The organism is Pseudactinotalea sp. Z1748 (assembly GCF_049725185.1).
GTDB lineage: Bacteria > Actinomycetota > Actinomycetes > Actinomycetales > Beutenbergiaceae > CALKWS01.
The window spans coordinates 642,087-660,796 of the sequence record NZ_JBMPQB010000002.1; the positions used below are offsets into that span (position 1 = coordinate 642,087).

Annotated in this window: 10 protein-coding genes; 6 read left to right on the forward strand and 4 right to left on the reverse strand. The window is 67.1% G+C overall.

All coding sequences use genetic code 11. The annotated features are described in order from the left end of the window. The first annotated feature begins 103 nt into the window (after positions 1-103). Positions 104-1,135: a Gfo/Idh/MocA family protein gene (locus tag ACO0LU_RS07280; protein ID WP_424790732.1), complete on the forward strand. Its 1,032-nt coding sequence runs from the start codon at positions 104-106 to the stop codon at positions 1,133-1,135. Continuing rightward, positions 1,132-2,118 carry a Gfo/Idh/MocA family protein gene (locus tag ACO0LU_RS07285; protein ID WP_424790733.1) on the forward strand — a complete coding sequence of 329 codons (987 nt, stop codon included), beginning with the start codon at positions 1,132-1,134 and terminating at the stop codon, positions 2,116-2,118. The genes ACO0LU_RS07280 and ACO0LU_RS07285 overlap by 4 nt, the downstream gene beginning before the upstream one ends. Before the next feature lie 182 nt (positions 2,119-2,300). On the opposite strand, the gene ACO0LU_RS07290 is transcribed toward ACO0LU_RS07285, so the two are convergent. Both ACO0LU_RS07290 and ACO0LU_RS07295 read right to left on the reverse strand, forming a co-directional pair. Then, positions 2,301-3,518: an AGE family epimerase/isomerase gene (locus ACO0LU_RS07290; RefSeq protein ID WP_424790734.1), complete on the reverse strand. Its 1,218-nt coding sequence runs from the start codon at positions 3,516-3,518 to the stop codon at positions 2,301-2,303. Between the two features lie 26 nt (positions 3,519-3,544). Continuing rightward, positions 3,545-4,762: a DegT/DnrJ/EryC1/StrS family aminotransferase gene (locus ACO0LU_RS07295; RefSeq protein ID WP_424790735.1), complete on the reverse strand. Its 1,218-nt coding sequence runs from the start codon at positions 4,760-4,762 to the stop codon at positions 3,545-3,547. Between the two features lie 108 nt (positions 4,763-4,870). On the opposite strand from ACO0LU_RS07295, the gene ACO0LU_RS07300 reads away from it, so the two are divergent. From ACO0LU_RS07300 to ACO0LU_RS07315, 4 genes are all read left to right on the forward strand, one after another. After that, complete coding sequence (locus ACO0LU_RS07300) at positions 4,871-6,118, forward strand: DegT/DnrJ/EryC1/StrS family aminotransferase (protein WP_424790736.1); 1,248 nt, start codon at positions 4,871-4,873, stop codon at positions 6,116-6,118. Between the two features lie 132 nt (positions 6,119-6,250). Further along, positions 6,251-7,753, forward strand: a complete 1,503-nt coding sequence (locus tag ACO0LU_RS07305; protein ID WP_424790737.1) for a hypothetical protein — start codon at positions 6,251-6,253, stop codon at positions 7,751-7,753. 44 nt (positions 7,754-7,797) lie between these two features. Further along, on the forward strand, positions 7,798-10,671 hold the full coding sequence (locus ACO0LU_RS07310) for an FIMAH domain-containing protein (RefSeq protein WP_424790738.1): 2,874 nt from the start codon (positions 7,798-7,800) through the stop codon (positions 10,669-10,671). 87 nt (positions 10,672-10,758) lie between these two features. Then, a complete protein-coding gene (locus tag ACO0LU_RS07315; RefSeq protein ID WP_424790739.1) occupies positions 10,759-13,617 on the forward strand; it encodes an FIMAH domain-containing protein in 2,859 nt (952 codons plus the stop codon). 58 nt (positions 13,618-13,675) lie between these two features. Here the strand turns inward: ACO0LU_RS07315 and ACO0LU_RS07320 are convergent, their stop codons facing one another. Continuing rightward, positions 13,676-16,843 (reverse strand): hypothetical protein, encoded by a 3,168-nt coding sequence (locus tag ACO0LU_RS07320; protein WP_424790740.1) that lies wholly within the window; start codon positions 16,841-16,843, stop codon positions 13,676-13,678. Between the two features lie 49 nt (positions 16,844-16,892). After that, positions 16,893-18,692 carry a peptide ABC transporter substrate-binding protein gene (locus ACO0LU_RS07325; protein ID WP_424790741.1) on the reverse strand — a complete coding sequence of 600 codons (1,800 nt, stop codon included), beginning with the start codon at positions 18,690-18,692 and terminating at the stop codon, positions 16,893-16,895. Positions 18,693-18,710: the final 18 nt, after the last annotated feature.

The following is an 18,710-nucleotide window of genomic DNA, read 5'->3' on the forward strand; positions in this document are numbered from 1 at the left end:
CTGCAATCGATTGCACGTCAAGGCTCCCCCTGCAACCGGTTGCGCGAATTCCGGAGCCGTCGTACGTTTGGGGCCCACACACACCGAACCCGCGGGAGCATCGATGCAGGAACCGGTCGGCGTAGGGGTGCTTGGTCTGGGCAATATCGGCACCAGTCACGCACGCGCCCTTAGCGAGTTATCCACCCAGGCACATCTGGTCGCTTTCAGCGGCGGGGATCAGCAACGTGCTGCCGACGCGGGATGGCCGCAGGCCACGCAGGTGGCGCCGGATGATCTCTGGCAGAGCGAGAGCATCGACGTCATCGCGATCTGCTCGCCGAGTGATCGGCACGCGGAGCAAGCGCTCGCGGCGCTGCGCGCGGGAAAGCACGTTCTGGTGGAGAAGCCCCTCGCCCTGACGGTGGCAGAGGCGGAGCAAGTCGTTGCGCTGGCCGCCGCGCGGGGCCTGGTGTTAGCGGTGATGTCCCAGCGCCGCCTCGAACCGGAGTACGCCACGGTGAAGAAGATGCTCGCCGCCGGTGAACTCGGCGCCCTCCGGCTGGCCACGACGCATGTGCATTGGTGGCGCGATGAGGAGTACTACGCCGCTGCCCCGTGGCGATCCCTGATGGACGCCGGCGGGGGTTCGATGATGAACCAGGGTGTCCACAACGTGGACCTGCTGAACTGGCTTTGCGGCCCGGTGGAGCAGGTCACGGCGCAGTTCGGGACACTGGGACACCAGATGGATGCTGAGGACACCACGGTGGCAACGGTGCGGTTCGCCGGTGGAGCGCTCGGAATGATCAGCACCTCGACGGCGACACCACCCGGAGCGCCGGCAACGGTGACCCTCCACCTGGACCGCGGCACGATCGAACTCGGACAGGGGCAGGTGCACCGCTGGGAGATCGACGTGCCGTTACCCGAATTCGCCCAGGATGAGGCCGGTGCGGCCAGTGGGATGTCCGACCCATCGGCGATCGGGGTGGCCGGTCACGTGAGCCAGTGGCGTGATGTGCTGGAATCGATCCGAGACGGGCGCACGCCCGCGATCAGCGGCAGGGACGGTGCCGATACGGTTCGGCTGATCAGCGCGATCTACGAATCCGCCCGGAGCGGGCGCGCGGTGCGCCCGCAGGACCTGACATGAGGGTGGCGATCCTGGGCGCGGCCCACCCGCATGTCGATTACGCCCTGCAGGAAGTGCAGCACCGTCCGGACCTGCACCTGGTGGGCGCGGCTGAAGCAGACCCGCAGATGCGCGAGGCATTCCTTGCTGATCTTGGCGATGTTCCGGTGTTCGAGTCGGTGCCGGATCTGGTGGCAGAGCTCGACTTCGACGTAGCGCTGGTCGCGGGCATCTACTCCGAACGTGCCGACGCCGTGCTGGCTGCCCTGGCAGCCGACGCCCACGTGCTCGCCGACAAACCTTTGTGCACCTCCCTGGAGGACCTGGAGCGGATCGAGGAGGCGGTGCGAGGCAGCGGGAAGCACGTCTCGGTGGTGTTCGAGAAGCGCTTCTATCCGGCGACCCTTGCGTTGCGGGAACTGATCGAGGAGGGCACCCTCGGACAACTTGCCCTCGTCGCCAGCACGGGTCCGCACAAACTGCGTCAGCACAGTCGCCCGGACTGGTTCCTCGATCCCGCGCGCTACGGCGGGATAGCCGCAGATCTGCCGGTGCACGACATCGACCTCGTGCTCTCCCTGACCGGCGCAACGGGTGGTTCGGTGAGCGCGGTGACCGGCAACGCCCGGGCCGCGGATCATCCCGGTTTCGACGACCACGTGGCGGTGCTGCTGCACGCCGGCGGGGTGGTCGCCACCATCGAGGCAAACTGGCTGGGGCCCGAGGCCGCCGATGTGCACGGACATTATCGGATGCGCATCGCGGGTTCGGAAGGGACCGCGGAACTGGATTGGGCCTACCACTCGTTACGTGTCACCACACATGAGCGCCGAACCTGGGATGTTCCGTTGGGCCAGCCGCAGCGTCCGGCGCAGTACTTCTTCGACGCGATCGATGCCGGAGCCGAACCCGAGGTGAGCACGGCCAGCAGCCTGCTGGCCACGAAGGTGGCGCTTCTCGCGCAGCGCAGTGCGGACGAGGGTGGTCGCCAACAGCACTGGTGAGGCCCCGGTGGTGCCTGGCCCGGACGGTGCGCCGATGGCGTTACGGTGAATCTCGATCACCCTAGGTGATCGGCGGGCACGGAGGAGGCGCGGAATTCGGCGTGTGACGACGGTGCCAAACCCAGCACCGTGACACTGCACGGCGCCCTGGAAATCAGGGGAACGGTGGGCGCTGTTCGGCGTCAGTGACCGCGACCGGACAACTCCAGGATCTGCATGAGGTTCCGCGTGATGTGGAACGGATCCTTGACCGGTAGGGCCACGACTTGATCCAGAGGGCGTCCGGTAACGTCCCGGATCTGAATCCACTCCGCGCCGTCCGCGCCCCCGGGGAAGGTGCGAAGCGTGTAATCCCAGATGCGCTCGAACCATGCTCCGGCCCCGGCGTCTGCGTACCTGTGCGCCGCGATCGCCGTGGTAGCCGCTGCTTCGGTGTGCACCCACCACAACTTCACCGCCCACGTGTCGCGCACCAGGTTCTCGTAGTCAGTGCCGGTGAGGGTGCCCGTGGGTTGATACGGGCCGCCGGCATCGGTGAACCGGAACAGCCCACCGTGTTCGGCGTCCCAGGCCGACTCACATAGTGCCGAGATCGAAGCGAGCAGGGGCGAGCGGTCGCGGGCGTCATCGAGCAGGTCCAGCGATTCCAGGATCATCCAGAGGCCTTCGATGGCATGGCCCGGGATGCGATGCCGGTTCACCAGCGTCCGGGGGTCGGGGCCGACCATCTCGGTGAAGGTGCCGTCCGGGAGGCGATGGGTGAGGGCATCATCGACGGCCTGGCCGAGTTGGGCTTCCAGGTGACTGTGCTGGCCGAACGTCCTCGCGGCCTGGCTGGCCACCAGCAGGGCGTTGACCAGCAGCATCTTCGGACCGAAGGCGCTGTGACCAGGTGGTACCTGGTACGGCGGGGTGGGGGCGGCGCCGGCCAGATGGTCCGCGCGCGCCCGGTCCAGGATGGGTAGGGCGTGGTCGAGCCAGCGTGGTTCACCGGACTGCCGGGCCACCTCCGCCAAGCCCAGCGATACGAACCAGTCGGCGTAGACGCTGCGATCGGGCTGCCCGGGGGTCTGGGGGGTGCCTCCGTCGCGGCCGACGACGTACCGGGTGGTGTGATCGTCCGTGATCACGTGGTCGCTCAGGAATCGAGCGCCGCGTTCCGCCAGGCGCAGCAACTCTTCGGCGTCGACGTCGAGCAATCCGCGCCGGCCCAGATCCACCGCGCGTGCCAGGAGCCACACGAACCGGCCCTGTGACCACGCGAACTTGTCGGTGGAGACCAAGGTCCGCCCACGGTTGTCGAAACACGTGAAGAATCCGCCGTGCCGGTCATCGAGGCCTCGCTCCAGCCAGAATGGCAGGATGACAGTTTCTAACTGCGAGCGCGCTTGATGGGTCATCATCGCCTCGACCAGGTCGCGTGGGGTCAGAGATCGTTGCTGGCCGCGGCGACCTTCGTGATCGCGGTGGCGATCGCCTCGGTCTGTTCATTGGAGCCGAGCAGCGAGAATTGCGGCAGCCAGATGGTGTCGGACGAGACGCGGTCGGCATTCGGGCAGGCCGCTTGCGGTAACGGCTGACCGAGACGCTCGGTCAGGGCGCGGCTCTCGTTGGCCACCGCCTCGTTCCGGTGCAACGGGACGTAGCCGGGCGAGACCCCGGGCACACCTTCGGCTGCGAGTGCCTTGACTGCGGCATCACGCTTGCCCCGGGCCCCGAGTTCGGGCACTCGGAAGATGAACAGGTGGTGCCCGTGGCTGGTGACCCGCGGATCCGGGGTGGCGATCTGCACGTCGTCCACGTCGGAGAGCAGTTCGCGGAGCAGGGCGTCGTTCGCGGCCCGCTTGCTCTGCATCTCGGGGAGCTGGCGCAACTGGACCCGCAGGATGGCTGCCTGGAACTCGGTCAGGCGGAGGTTGTACCCGACGGAGTCGTGTTGGTACCAGCCTCCACCGGGCACCCGCCCGACGTTGACCAGCGAGTAGAGGGAGGCGGCCAGCGCGTCGTCGTCGGTGGTGACGATCCCGCCCTCACCGGAACTGAGGTTCTTCGACGTCTGGAAACTGAAGGTGCCCACGTCGCCCACGGCACCGACCCCGCGTCCCTGCCACTGGGCCCCGACTGCCTGGGCCGCGTCCTCGATGATGGCCACCTGGTGACGCGCACCGATCGCCGCGAACGCGTCCATGTCCGCGACGTTTCCGGCCAGGTGCACGGGAATGATTGCCTTGGTGCGTTCGGTGATCGCGGCTTCGGCCGCGCCCGGATCCAGCAGGTGGGTGTGCTCGTCGACATCGGCGAAGACCGGGATAGCACCGACGAACAGGGCGGCGGATGCGGTTGCGATAAACGTGTACGGGGGCACGATCACCTCATCACCCACGCCCACCCCGGTGGCGCGAAGGGACGCAGCCAGGGCAAGGGTGCCGTTGGCGAGGGCGACCGCGTGCTTGGTCTGTTGGAACTGCGCGAACTCGCCTTCGAAGGAGCGCACCACATCGCCGTGGGTGCTGCCCCATGCGCCCGACCGGAGCACATCGATGAGTGCCTGTTCCTCCTCCTGTCCGCCTTGGGGCCAGCGAGGCAGGGCAGGCACATCGGCCAGTGCGGCGGAACCGCCGTGCAGAGCGAGCGTCGAGGTCATCAGGGGTGTTCTCCATTTCGGCTGTCCGGATATGGCATTAGGCTAGCGACAATAATTGCGAACGTCGATAGGGTAGTCATGCCCGATCAACCGATCTAGGAGGCATAGATGCCTAATCGCCTTGCCGTCGATGGTGGCGAACCTGTCCGTGACCGTCCGTTTCCGACCGTATCCAACGCGTCCGGCCGTCGGATTGGAACCCCTGAGGAGGAGGCCGTACTCGATGTGTTGCGGAGCGGCCAACTCAACTCCACCGTCGGGCCGGTCACCCGCGAATTCGAGCGTGAGTTCGCCGAGTACTACGGCGTGGATCATGTCGTCGCCTCGGGATCGGGGACTTCGGCCATCCATCTTGCCGTAGCCGCGGTGGATCCTGAGCCTGGTGACGAGATCATCACCACGGGTCTGTCGGACGCCGGCACCGTGCTGCCGATCCTGGCGCAGAACGCGGTGCCAGTCTTCGCTGATGTCGATCCGGCAAGCGGGAACCTGGACGTCGACGCCGTCGCGGCCCGCATCACCGACCGCACGAAGGCGATCATCGTCGTCCACCTCTTCGGTCAACCGGCCCCGGTGGCCCAGTTGCGCGCGCTGGCGGACCCGTTGGGAATCGTCGTCATCGAGGACTGCGCCCAGGCGTACCTGACGACGGTGGGGCCCGATGCCGCGCTGGCCGGCACGGTGGGCCATATCGGTTGCTTCAGTCTCCAACAGTCCAAGCACATCACCGCCGGTGACGGCGGGCTGACGATCACCGATGATGTGGATCTGGCCCGACGGGCCCGATTGTTCGCCGACAAGGCCTGGCCGCGGGACACCGATGAGCGCAGCCACCTGTTCCTCGGACTGAACTACCGGATGACCGAAATGCAGGCGGCCGTCGCCCGGGCACAACTGCCCCGACTCGCCGGTGTGGTGGAGGACCGGCAGCGTGCGGCCGCCCTCCTGACCCGGACGGTCGCCGGCCTGGACGGCCTCAGTGCCGCAGACCCGCGCGGAACCGTCTACTGGCAGTTCCCGATCTTTATCGATCCTGAGAACGCAGGAGGTGACGCACCCGACTACGCCAGGGCGCTGGCTGCCGAGGGAATCCCGGCCAATGGTGGTTACATCGTCCGCCCGCTGTACCTGACACCGGTGTTCACCGAGCGCCGCACATACGGCGAGTCCGGGTATCCGCTGTTGGTACCACCCGCCACTGCGGTGCCGGACTACGCTCCTGGGCTCTGCCCCAACACCGAGGATCTGATCGACCGGCGCCTGCTGGTGATCGGTTGGAACGAGAACTACAGCGATGACGACGTCGCGGACATCGGTGCGGCACTGTCGAAGGTCCACGCAGCCAAGCGGCCATGAGCAGGGTGGGCCGGGAGGGTGGTTCGCCGCACTCCCGGCCCATGTGATTCCACGGGATCTATTGACCATTACGGTCAGGCTCTAATACTGTCCTGGGATCACCGTAAATGAAGCGTGACGGAAAGGTCGATGATGTCCCTCCCAACTCTGAGCCGCCGCAGCCTGATGGTCGGTGGATCCTCCACACTGGCCCTGGCACTCCTGGGCAGGGCACCGGACGCCCTCGGCGCACCCGCCCCGGCCGCTATGCTGGACTACACCTCGCCGGAAGCCTTCGCCGTCGCGGAGCAGGCCTACCTGGACCTGGGTGCCCAGCACAACGAGGCAGGGTTGTACGCCTGGGGGGAGTCCTACTATCTCCTCGGCCTGCTGCTGATGTACGAGCGGTACGAGGACGAGGCCTACCTGGACACCTTCGAGGAGCGGGCGCGCCATGTGCTGGCCAGCACCGACGCCGCGCGCGGTGTCACCGACTACCGCGGCGTCTCCGGCCCGGGGTGGCGCGCCGCCGGCAACTACACGGCCGGACACGCCGAGTTCGCGTTGTCCGACGGGTCACCCGGCATCCAGATCCGTTGGGCCGGGGTGCGGTCCGCGGAGGCCCGCGCGACTGTCACCAACGTCTCCGGTGAGCGCTTCGATCTTGAACTCTCCCACCCCAGTTCATCCGAGACGCTCACGGGCGTGAGCCTTGACCCTGCCTCGCCGGACTACGTGGTCGACGCGGTTCATGCCCTGTTCAACGGGACCAGGCGCTGGACCGCCCTCGATCATCGCGAGAGTCACGACGAAAGCGACCGGGTGGCGGCCTCTTCGATCGACTTCGAGCCGCAGTTCTACGTCTTCAGTGTGCACACCGGCATGGTGGTGCGACCGTTGGCCCGTTACGTGCGCACCGTCCTCGGATCGCCCCGGTACGCCCGGCGTCAGGCGTTCGCCGCACGTGTGCGCCGAGCGGTTCAGGAGGCGGTGGACTTCCACTGGGAGGAGTTCGCCGTCGATGAGCATGGCCGGGGCGACTTCTGGTGGGCCAGGAACGCGCCCATTCCGTGGGACGGACTGATGCAGCCCTACAACCAGGGGCACGCGATGGGTGCGGTGTATGCCGAGCTCTACCACCTCACCCCCACGGCCTCGCTGCGCAGGCGCCTGGAAGCCATGATGCGATCCTTCCGTGCGGGCGTGGAGTCCGACGGCGACGCGATCATCTGGCCGTACTGGCAGCCCTACGGTGCCAAGTACCGCGGGTACACGGTGGAGGAGGACCTGTCCACCTATACCCCGTGGTTCTCCGGCATCCGGGTCGCCGAGGACATCAGCCACGCCGCCATCACGTTGGAGTTCCTCCAGAGCGTGCACGATGCCGGAATCGAGGACCTCGGCGGTATGCGGCAACAACTCGCGACGACGTTTACCCAGAACGTGATCCGCGATGAGGACTCGGTCTGGTTCCGCGTGGACGGGACCCAGGACGCCGCGCCGGCCAACGCGGTGCAGTCAGCCCGGTGGCTCATGCTGGATGACGTGGATCCCGCCATCCACGATCATGTGCGGCGCGTCTATGAGGCCGAGCCGCTGGAACCCTCCCAGGGCTCGCACGCCCTCGGTATCGCCTACCTGAACCACACCGCGTAGGCGCTGACGCCGTACGCCTCGCCCAGCATCACCGAAGGAGAGACATGTCCGGTTCGGTCGAGAAGAAGCGTGACCAGGTCCGGGTAGGTGGTGTGCTTGCCGCTGCCGGGCTGCTGTCGGCTGCGCTGCTCGTGCCTCCGGGTGGGGCTCCGGCGCACGCCGACCCCACCCCGGTGATCGCCGAGGGCGATGTGTTGATCAGCAATCACAGCTTCGAGGAGGGTCTGGCTGAGTGGAGCCTCTCCGACGGCAATGGGGACAGCGGCGGTGCGGCGTGTGAAGATGCGTTGTCCATCAGCACGGACTGGTCCACCGATGGGGCTCAGGCGCTGGCGATCGATGCCATCGATGGCTGTGAGCAGGCCGGAGCACTCAGTGGAGCGTCCGCGGTTGAGCCCGGCCAGCAGTACACGGTGTGGGCCGATGTGACCGGCGAGGGTCAGTCGTGGCTGGGACTGCACTGGCTTGACGGCGATGGCGACCTGATCGACGGGGCCGGGGAGCGCGGTCAGGTCCAGGGTGGTCGGTTGCGTGTGGCTGCGCTCGCCCCCGAGGGCGCGGCCGCGGTGCGGGTGGAGGTCGGCGCCACGGGTGTCGTTAACGCCGACAACGTGCTGATCAGCGCCGAGTACACCGTGCTCGCGGACCAGATCACCAATCGTGCGAGTTATCTCGGGTCAACTGCGGGCGTGGACGAGAACGGCCGCGCCGTCACCTATGCCGTGGCGACTGCTCAACCAGCGGTGGGGGCGGTGATGACCGTGACCGACATCCTCACCGATGAGGTCACGCGGGTGGTCCGCCTCACCGGTGCGACAGGCGCGTGGGGGATCAACCAGAATCCTGTGACCGGAACCGTCTACGTCGGGACCTACGGTGCCGGCGCGCTGTGGCTGTACACCCCGGGGGAGGAGGAGGCGGTCAACGTCGGGCGACCGGATATCCCGGCCTGGAGTTTTGCCTACCAGATGGACTTCGACGAGGAGGGCAACGCCTACGGCGGTGGTTGGGGTGAGCCGACCGATGGGTACCCGGGAGCCTCGATCTACACCTTCACCGAGGGAGAGGGTTTCACCGGAGTGCTCGGTGACCTGCCGCTCGTCGATGACGCCTACTACACCCGTGCCGTGGGCTATGACGAGGTCAGCCGCACCGTCTTTGCGGGTACGGGCACTCAGATGCACCTCTTCGGTTGCGGCATTGACGACGGCGAGTGCGTGGACCTGACGTCACTCTTCAGTGAGGAGTTGCAGGAACGGCCGTGGGTCTACGGCCTGAGGGCCGGCGGTGGCTATGTGATGGCCTGGGCCGGTGACGGTGCGAGCACCGGCAACGACGCCTTGCTCGTGCTGCAGGTGGACCGCGATGACAGCGGTGAGTTGCAGGTTGACGTGGTCGATGAGATCGCCGGGGTCGTCTTCAACGGCTCCACACCGGTGGTGGACGATCACATCTACTACGCCAAGGCCAACATGAACGAGGCAGGCAATCCGCTGTTCTCCTACAACGTGGTCACCGGAGAGGAGATCCAACTCGACGCCCCGACGGGCATCTTCTCCCGCAGTTGGGACGTCATCGACCTCGAGGATCCCGAGTGGCCGGGACCGACCGTCGTCGGCTGGAACTCCGGCGGGATTCAGGTCAAATACAACATCGAGACGGGCAACCTCGAGAGCAACACGGCCGAGAACATTCCCGACGTGGCGCTACAGGTGAACAGCCTGGCCACAGGTGAGGACGGGCGGGTCTACTCCGCCGGCTACCTCACCGGGGGCATCGGCAAGGCCGTGCCGATGCGCGATGACCAGCATGAGACATTCCCGCAGGGCGGTCAGGCCGAGCACATGCTGCAGCACAACGGGCGGATATACCAGGGGATCTACCCCGGTGGCACGATCAACTCCTTCACCGCCGAGGAACTGGCGGCCGGATCCCAGCCCCGGGTCGACTGCACGATCGGCGCCGGCCAGAACCGACCCTATGCCCTGCACAGTTCGGGCGACCGGATCTACTTCGGCAGCCAGGCAGGCGAAGGGCAGGATCGAGGCGCCTTCGGATGGTTCGATTCCGCCACCGGCGAATGCGCCACTATCGCCGGGCCCATCGGTCACCAGTCGATCAACTCGGTGACATCCGGCGCCGGGAAGGTCTTCGGTGCCGGGAACATCTTCTACAGCTGGGACGGGCTGCCGCTGCAGGACGAGGCCACGCTCATGGTTTTCGATGAGGCCTCCGAGGAGATCCAGGAGATCGAACCGCCCGTCGATGACCTGCGGGCCATCAATGCCGTCGTCACTGCCGCAGATGGCACGGTCTGGCTCTACGCCGAGGGTTGGCTGCTGGCAATGGACCCCGACACACTGGAATGGACGCATACCGAGGAGGTCTTCCCCGACCACAAGCCCGGTGACCGCATCGCGGGCAACTATGCCCGGATGGTGGCGGGCACGGACGGCACCATCTACGGCAACGCCGCGGGCCGCGTCTTCGCCTTCGACCCCGAACGGGCAGCGCGAGCGGGTTCGGCGGAGGACACCCTGCATGTGCTCTTCGACGGAGCCGGTGCGCACCTGACACTGGACGCCTACGACAACCTCTACGTCAGCCACGGCGTCACGGACCTGCTGCGGATCGTGCCCGAGGTTGCCGAGCCGGCCGGTGGGATCCAGGCCCTGGTCTCCAGCCTGGAGGCCTACCTCGAGTCCGGGGACGTGGCCGGCCCGATCGCCGACCAACTCACCGGTGCGGCCAATCAGGCCCAGCGGCACCTGGAGGCCGAGCGCACCCTCCCGGCCGTCCGGGCCTTGGAGCGGTTCATCGATCACCTCGATCACCCGAAGGAGGAAGACAACCTCAGCGACCAGGCCCGCGATGACCTGCGAGACCAGGCCGCCACGATCCTGGACGGCCTGGCCTAGCCCGCCTGCCCGGATCAGCTGCTGAATCACGGCGCGCAAGCGCGGACACCGACCACCTCGATCAACATCACCGAAGTCAGGAGAGACATGTCTGAATCGGACGCGAAGACGCGTGACCAGATTCCCGTTCCCCGAGCGGGCGCGCTCGCGGCTGCCGCATTGTTGTCCGCGGCGCTGCTGGTGCCACCGGTAGCGGCGCACGCGCAGAACGATCCCCCGGTCGTTGACGGGGACACGCTCGTGACCAATCACAGTTTCGAGGAGGATCTGGCCGGGTGGAGCGTCTCGGACGGCAACGGTGGCGTCGCAGGCGAGGAGTGCGCTGCGGCGTTGTCCGTCACGACGGACTGGTCCACCGACGGGGCCCAGGCGCTCGCCATCGATGCGAGCGGTGCGTGCGACCAGGTCGGTGCCCTCGGTGAGGCAGTACCGATCGAGGGCGGGGTGCGCTACACCGCCTGGGCGGACGTGACCGGGGAGGGTGAGGCGCTGCTCAACCTGCACTGGCTCGATGGTGACGGGGATGTGCTGGACTCCGCCCGCGGCAATGCCGATCCCGAGCGGTTGCGCGTGGACGCGGACGCGCCGGAGGACGCCGCCGGTGTTCAGGTTGAACTCGCCGCCACCGGCGCGGTGAGCCTGGACAACGTCCTGATCAGCGCCGCGCACACCAGCCTCGGTGCGCAGATCAATCAGCGCCCGCAGTTCTTCTCCAGCGAGGCGGGCGTGGATGAGAACGGCCGGGACGTGATCTGGGGGATGGCCACCGGCAGCGAGGACGATCCGGGGATCCTCATTGCCACGGACATCCTCACCCGGGAGGTCACCCGATCGGTACGGCTACCGGGTGCCACCGGAGGCTGGGCGGTGAACCAGAACCCGGTCACCGGCACCGTGTACGTCGGAACTTATGGTGCCGGCGCGTTGTGGCTGTACACACCCGGGGAGGAGGAGGCGGTCAACGCCGGCCAGCCGGACATCCCGGCCTGGAGTTTCGCTTTCAACGTCGCTTTCGATGAGGAGGGCAACGCCTACGGTGGCGGCTGGGGAGAGCCAACCGACGGCTATCCCGGGGCTTCGGTCTACACGTTCACCGAGGGCGAGGGGTTCACCGGCATCCTCGGGGAGATGCCGCTCACCGATGAGGCCAACTACACCCGCTCCATGGGCTACGACGAGGCCAGCCGCACGGTGTTCGTGGGCACCGGAAATCAGGTCAACCTGTTCGCCTGCAGCATCGACACGAACGAGTGCGAGAACCTCGCGCCGTTACTCGATCAGGAGATCCAGGACTCCGTCCAGGTCCGGGACATCGTCATGAGCCAGGGTCATGTGCTGGCCTGGGTCGGCGACGCCACCAGCGCCGGCAACGACTGGCTGGTGGTGCTCGACGTGGAGCGTACCGACGACGGCGAACTGCAAGTCGAGGTGGTCGATGAGATCCGCGGTGTGGCCCACCCCGGTTCCAGCCCCATCCACGACGACCACATCTACTACACCAAGGCCGGCTACGAGGGCTGGCCGCTGTTCCGCTACAACATCCTTACCGGGGAGGAGACCCAACTCCCCGAGGACGTGGTCATCCTCGCCCGGCAGTGGGACATCGTCGAACTCGATGACCCGCAGTGGCCAGGCGCCACCCTCGTCGGGATCAACGCGAACGGGTTCCTCACCCGCTACAACATCGATACCGAGACGATCGACGTCGAACAGGTCCCGGACGTTCCCGATGTCTCCCGCCGGATCAACAGCCTGGCCACCGGGGCGGACGGGCGGATCTACTCAGCCGGCTACCTCGGCGGCGGAATCGCCGCGGAATCGCCGATGCGTGGGGACCGGCAACAGTCCTGGCAGCTCGGTGGCCAAGCCGAGGAGATGATCCTTCATGACGGGCGCATCTACCAGGGCAACTACCCGGGCGGGACGATCACCTCCTTCACGGCCGCCGAACTCGAGGACGGACAGGCCCCCAGAGCGGAGTGCACCATCGGCGCCGGTCAGAACCGTCCCTACGGCCTGCTCGGCGTCGATGACCGGATCTACTTCGGGTCCCAGGCCGGGGAGGCTGCCGATGCCGGTGCCTTCGGCTGGCTCGACCTGGACACCGGTGAGTGCCACACCATCGAAGGTCCGATCGGTCACCAGTCCGTGGACACCCTGACCGGAAGCGGAGACCGGATCTTCGGCGGCGGAAACATCTTCTTCGCCTACACCAGCCTGCCGCTGCAGGAGGAGGCCAGCGTGCTGGTCTTCGACGGGAGCACCGAGGAGATCGAGGAGATCGAGTTGCCGGTGCCCGGCCTTCGGGCGGTCAGCGCCTCGGCGACCGACGCGGAGGGCACGGTGTGGTTCTACGCCGAGGGCTGGCTGCTGGGGATGGACCCGCAGACGCTGGAGTGGGTGCACACCGAGGAGGTCTTCGATGATCACAAGCCGGGCTCGCGGATCGCGGGCAACTATGCCCAGATGACCACCGCATCCGACGGCACCATCTACGGCAATGCGGGCGGGCGAGTCTTCGGCTTCGACCCGGCAGGAACCCTGCGCGCCGGCGCGGCCGAGGACCTGCAGGTGCTGATTGACGGGGCCGGGCCGTTCCTGACCATCGACGATTACGGCAACCTGTACACGCGCGACGCCGCCACCACCCTGCTGCGTATCGTGCCGCAGGCCAGTGAGCAGCCCGGTGGGATCGAGGCCTTGACCTCGAGCCTGGAGGGTTACATCGAGTCCGGGGACGTGGCCGGGCCGATCACGAATCGCCTGACCAGTGCGGCTACGGAGGCGCAACAGCACCTGGAGGCCGGGGACACCACCCCGGCCGCACGCGCCTTGGAGCGGTTCATCGGCCACCTGGACAACCCCAAGCGGCCGGACACCCTCAGTGAGGTCGCACAGCAGGACCTGCGCGAGCAGGCACGCACCTTGCTGGCCGACCTTACCTGAGGAGCCGGGAACACGACTGAGGCGGACGCGCCCGCGCGTCCGCCTCAGTCGTGCTGAGTCACGACTCCCAGTGCGCGGACGCCGGGATGCGCACCCGCCTACCGGGCTCGACGTCGTAGACGTACCCGGCGTCCGGATCTGCGGCATCGATGTACTCGCGCACGAACGTGGTGTCCACGTCCAGCTCGAGGTGCAGACCCCGGCTGCGTGCGGCTGCGATGCGGAACACCGCGTTCGGCTCCCCGTCGTCGTCGACGTAGGCGTACCTTCCCACCAGGTCCTGCCCACCCACCGGTGCGACCGAGGGATCCAACTGGACCGTCATCGTGGCGGTGGCATCCAACTCTTCGCTGCGCTCGGTGACCACCCCGGTCAGGTTCTGGAGACGGTCTCGGCCGGTGAGGAGCAGCCGACTGCCGTCGCGTATGTCCTGCATGCCGTAGCCGTCCATGCTGACCGCGTTCTGGTCGCTGTCGAAGCGGATGATCACGAAGGTTCCCGTGACCGTGACCCGGTCATCGACGGTGACCTCCCGGCTCCCGTCGGGATCGTGCACGAGCCAGTGCTTGGTGCCATCGGCGAGTTCCACCTCGACGGCCGCGACGCCGTCCGTGTCGTCACCACGAACGGGCAGTGGACGAACCCGGGCGATCGCGCTGGCTCCGACGAACGGCTCGAACACCGAGGTGAACATGCTGTCGAGGTCCTCGCCGGTGCGGCGTAGCAACGCATAGCGCAGCGACTCGGGGTTGCCGGGCTTGTTCCGCGGTGGAATGCCGTCGGCGAGCGCGACCTCCTCCACGTCGCTCAGCACCGTCATTCGCACGTGCAGGTCCGGGTCGCCGTCGAGCACGCCGTAAGTGTCCACGATGTCCCAGTCGATGCTGAAGGGACCCTCCGGCCTGCCGCGCTCGACGTTTCCCAGCCAATCGAACCCGCTGGCTCCCGGGCGGGGCTCGCCCGCCGGGTCCGGTGGTTCGACTTCCGCACCGGCGTAACTTCCGGTGGGCTGCTCGACAAGATCGACCCCGCTCGCGGTGGCCGGGCCCTCGGCGGTGTGGAAGGAGAAGACATGCTCACTCCCGCCGCGGACCCGGAATACGTCCAGGATGTAGTAGTGCTGGGGGTCGATGTCGACCAAAACCGTGGTGCGCCGGTACCGCTCGGCCTCGGGGTAGGCCCCCGGTGCCTCGACGTCACTCATGTGCACCTCACCGCCGGAGAAGAAGCCCAAGGGACGGCCTACCACCATCGACGCGTGTGGAGTCGCATCGACGACGACGGTATTGGCGGCCACGGTGTTCGACTCCCACTCGAACCGGCGCGCATTGGTGTCGGTGAACTCCGGCGAGCCGATGCCAGGCATCAGATCCAGGCCGTGCCCGAACAGGCCGAGGGCCAGGGCGGTGCGATAACCGTGCCAGTGATTCGAACTGTAGGAGGTGGTCATCGCCCGTTCGGCGCTTCCGTGCCCGGAGCGGTGGATCGCCAGACCGAAACCGGTGAGGTCCTCGCTGCCCAGGGAGAGTTGGCCGTGGTGCTCGATCACCGCTGCAATGTGCTCTTCGATGCCGGCGGCGTCGGGGCTGAACACATCGGAGCGCAGACCATCGGTGCTGTTCTCGTTGACCAGATAGGCCATCTGGGCATCGACGACGTTCCCGTAGCGCTCGTAGGCGCGCACGTAGTCGTCGGGCGAGCCAAGCAGGAACGGCCGGCCCGTCTGCCCGGAGTTGCCGATCGAGGGGGTGTAGGCCGAGAGCATGGTCAGCCGCGGGCGGGCAGCGACCATGGCCTCGAACTTGGGATGACTGGCGACGTCGGCGACCGGATAGGTGTCGAACCCGTCGAGGGTGTCGGCCATGTTCCGCAAGTTGTTGATGGCCAGGATGTTGTAGGCGGGCGCGCCCTCCTGGTACCAGCCGTCCCGGTCCACGCTGTCGACCAGTGTGGGGGCGACGTTCCCACCGGTGACCGACCAGTTGCCCCCGCCCTCGTTGACCAGACCACCGGCAGCGAAGACGAAGTCCAGCCATTCCTTCGCGGCCTCCGGCTCGTCCAGCACGACGGCGGCCTGGGCCAGGGTGTTCTGGTGCATCCCGAAGTTGCCGAAGATCCGGGCGCTGCGGACCGCCGGGTAGATCTGGCGCAGCACGCCGTGCTCGATGTTGGCGCGGACGTCCGCGACGGTTTCCTTGGGCGCCAGGCCGTACTGTTCGGACTTGGCCGAGAGTAACTCCAGCACGCCTGCCTCATCACTCTCGCTCAGGGCCGGGTAGAAGGCGTCGTACGCGGTGATCAGGCTGCCGACCAGGCCGTTCTCCCAGATCGACCCCACCGCCTTGCCCCTGCCTCGACCGCCGTCGGAATTCCGGTAGCCGTCCGCGACGGTGTACACCGAGGTGTCCATCGCGGGGTAGGCGTCGGCGAACCGATCCAGCAGCACGATCCCGTGATGGGCGTAGGTCAGATCGCCGGTGTAGAGGTAGGCGTCCCGTAGGGCCTCCAACCCTCGCCGGATGCTGGTCAATTCGTGATCGCCGACCGGCAACGGGGCATACCAGAGGAACCAATGGTTGTAGTAGGCGCAGAACGTCCACTTCGCACCGTCGGCGTCGACCCATCCCCAACCGTCGTCCACGCCCCAGTCCGGGCCCCGCTCCGGGTAGGCGGTGTTCACCAGGTATTGCGGGTCCCCGAGGTCACGGTCGAAATTGCCGTTCGCGTCCAGCGCGCTGGCGTAGAAGGCCGCGAAGTCATTGGTCGGGAAGGTGTAACCGGAACTGGGATCGGTGAGTTTCCATGGCTGCGCATACGGATCGGCGAGCCACGGATAGTTGCCGTACTCGAAGATCTCGGTTCCCGTGATGGGTGAACCCAGGTCCTGGTTCACCGCGAAACTCCGCGGCAGGCCCTGGGTGGTAACCGACTCCCACAACCACTCCGGACCGGCATCGATGGCCTGCTGCGCCGCCGCCACCGCCGTATCGCGGAGCCGGCCCGCCCACGCCAGTTCGGCCACATTGGCCCGGGCGGCCTGCACTCGCTCCGGGGTGTAGTAGGTGGCACGGGTCTTCACCGGTCCTCCGGTCAGGTTCGCGGGAGCAGGTCCGAACGCCGCCGCAGCATCGGGGGACCGGGCCGCCGTCAGGCCGGCGACGCCACCTACAGCAGCCAGTTGCAGGATCGCGCGTCGCGATATTCCTGGTGTGGATCCGGGCATCATCGCAGGGCTCCTTCGTTCGATCTGCCGCCTGGTGACGGCGGGCTGGTCTCTAGGCGTCCTCGTCCACCCACAGATCCTTGAAGTAGTAGCGGTCGGCCTGGGCTCGCAGCTCCAGACCCTGCACATGCGGCTGAGCGATGTAGTACATGCTGTTCCACACCACCGGCAGGAACAGTTCGGAGCGTTCACGGATAGCGGCTGCGTCCCGCAGGATCGACTGCTGCTCGTTCTCGTCCACGGTCTCCTGGGCGTCGAGCACGCGCTCGGCGAACTCCCGCGCGAGCGGCTCGGTACCGTCGTGGCGGATCTGCTCCACCGCCTCGGTGCGTTCGCTGGAACTCAGGGATTCGTCGGACTGGACCTCCTGGAGCTCGGTGTAGGAGTCGATGTCCAGCCCGGCCTCCCGGGTCATGTTCGGATCCCAGAGTTGCTGGACCTGGTAGGGCCAGGTACTGATCCCGGAGAAGGAGCCGTACCAGAGTCCGAAGTAGTCCTCATCGTGGGTGTCATAGCGTCGGTCCACGTACACGCCGACTTCGACGACATCCTTGGTGACATCGATCCCCAGGTTGGTCTGCCAGGTGTCCACGATCGCGTCCAGCTGCGGGAAGTCGGCCCCGGCGAGCAACGTCAGATTCGGAAAGCCCTCACCGTCGGGGTAGCCGGCCTCGGCAAGCAGCCGCTGGGCCTCGGCAACCGCCTCATCACCCCACATCTGCTCGTGGGCGGCCAGGTCCTCGCCCCAGTCAGGCGTGGCGGGGGAGAGGAGCGTGGCGGCGGGCTCGGTGAGTTCGGAGATGCCGGCGATCTGCTCCCGGCCCAGGCCCAGGTTCAACGCGCTCCGCACCTCCTGGTCCTGCAGAATCGTGTTCTGGCTGTGCAGTGGTGTGACGTAGGTGGTGCCGGAGTTCTCCAGCAGGATCAGGTGCTCACTGAGTTCGGGGTCGTTGATGAACCGGGTGACCTCTGCGGGCTCGGCGAGTGCTTGGATGTCCACTTCGCCGCTCTCGTACGGCACTGTGGTGGTGATGGAGCCCTGCTCGATGAGCTGGACGTCGATGCTGTCCAGGGCGACGTTGTCGTTGTCCCAGTACTCGGGGTTGCGCTCCAGGCGCATGGAGGAGTTCGAGACCCAGTCCACCAGGTTGTAGGGGCCGTTACCCACCCAGTTCTCCGGCTGCTGCCAACTGTCGTCTCCTTCGACCGCGCCCGGATTCAGGGGCAGCATCGAGGGATAGGTCAGGCCCATGATGAACCCGGGGTTGGGCGCCTCCAGGGTGAATTCGAGGGTGGCTTCGTCGACGGCCTCGATGCCGACTTCCTCGAAATCCTCCACGATCCCGGCGTTGTACTCCGCGGCGTTCAGGATGCCCAGGTTCGCTTGATAGGAGGAGTCACCCGTGGCGATCCCGCCGGTGCCGCGGGCGGGGTCGAGCAGGCGCTGGTAACTCCACGCGAAGTCCTCAGCGGTGACCGGCTCGCCGTTGGACCAGTTCGCGTCCCGCAGGTGGAAGGTATAGGTCAGGCCGTCGTCGCTGACGTCCCAGTCCTGCGCCATCGCGGGGCGAACGTCGGTGCCGTCAGCGGTCTGCAGCACCAACCCTTCCAACAGGCCCATCTGCACCAGCCACATCCCGAAGGTGATCGACTGCGGGTCGATGTGGGCGAAGTTGGTCAGCTGCACGGTGATGTGCCCGCCCTGGGCCTGCGCGGCGGTACCGCCGCCGTCATCGTCCTCGATTTCGGCATCGCCGTTGCCGAACAGGTTGCAGCCAGCCAGCAAGAGCGCGCCGGCGGTGGCGACGGCGGCGAGGCGGAGCCGGGAGTGGATCGGACGTGCGGTCGACATTGACACAGGATCTCCGGG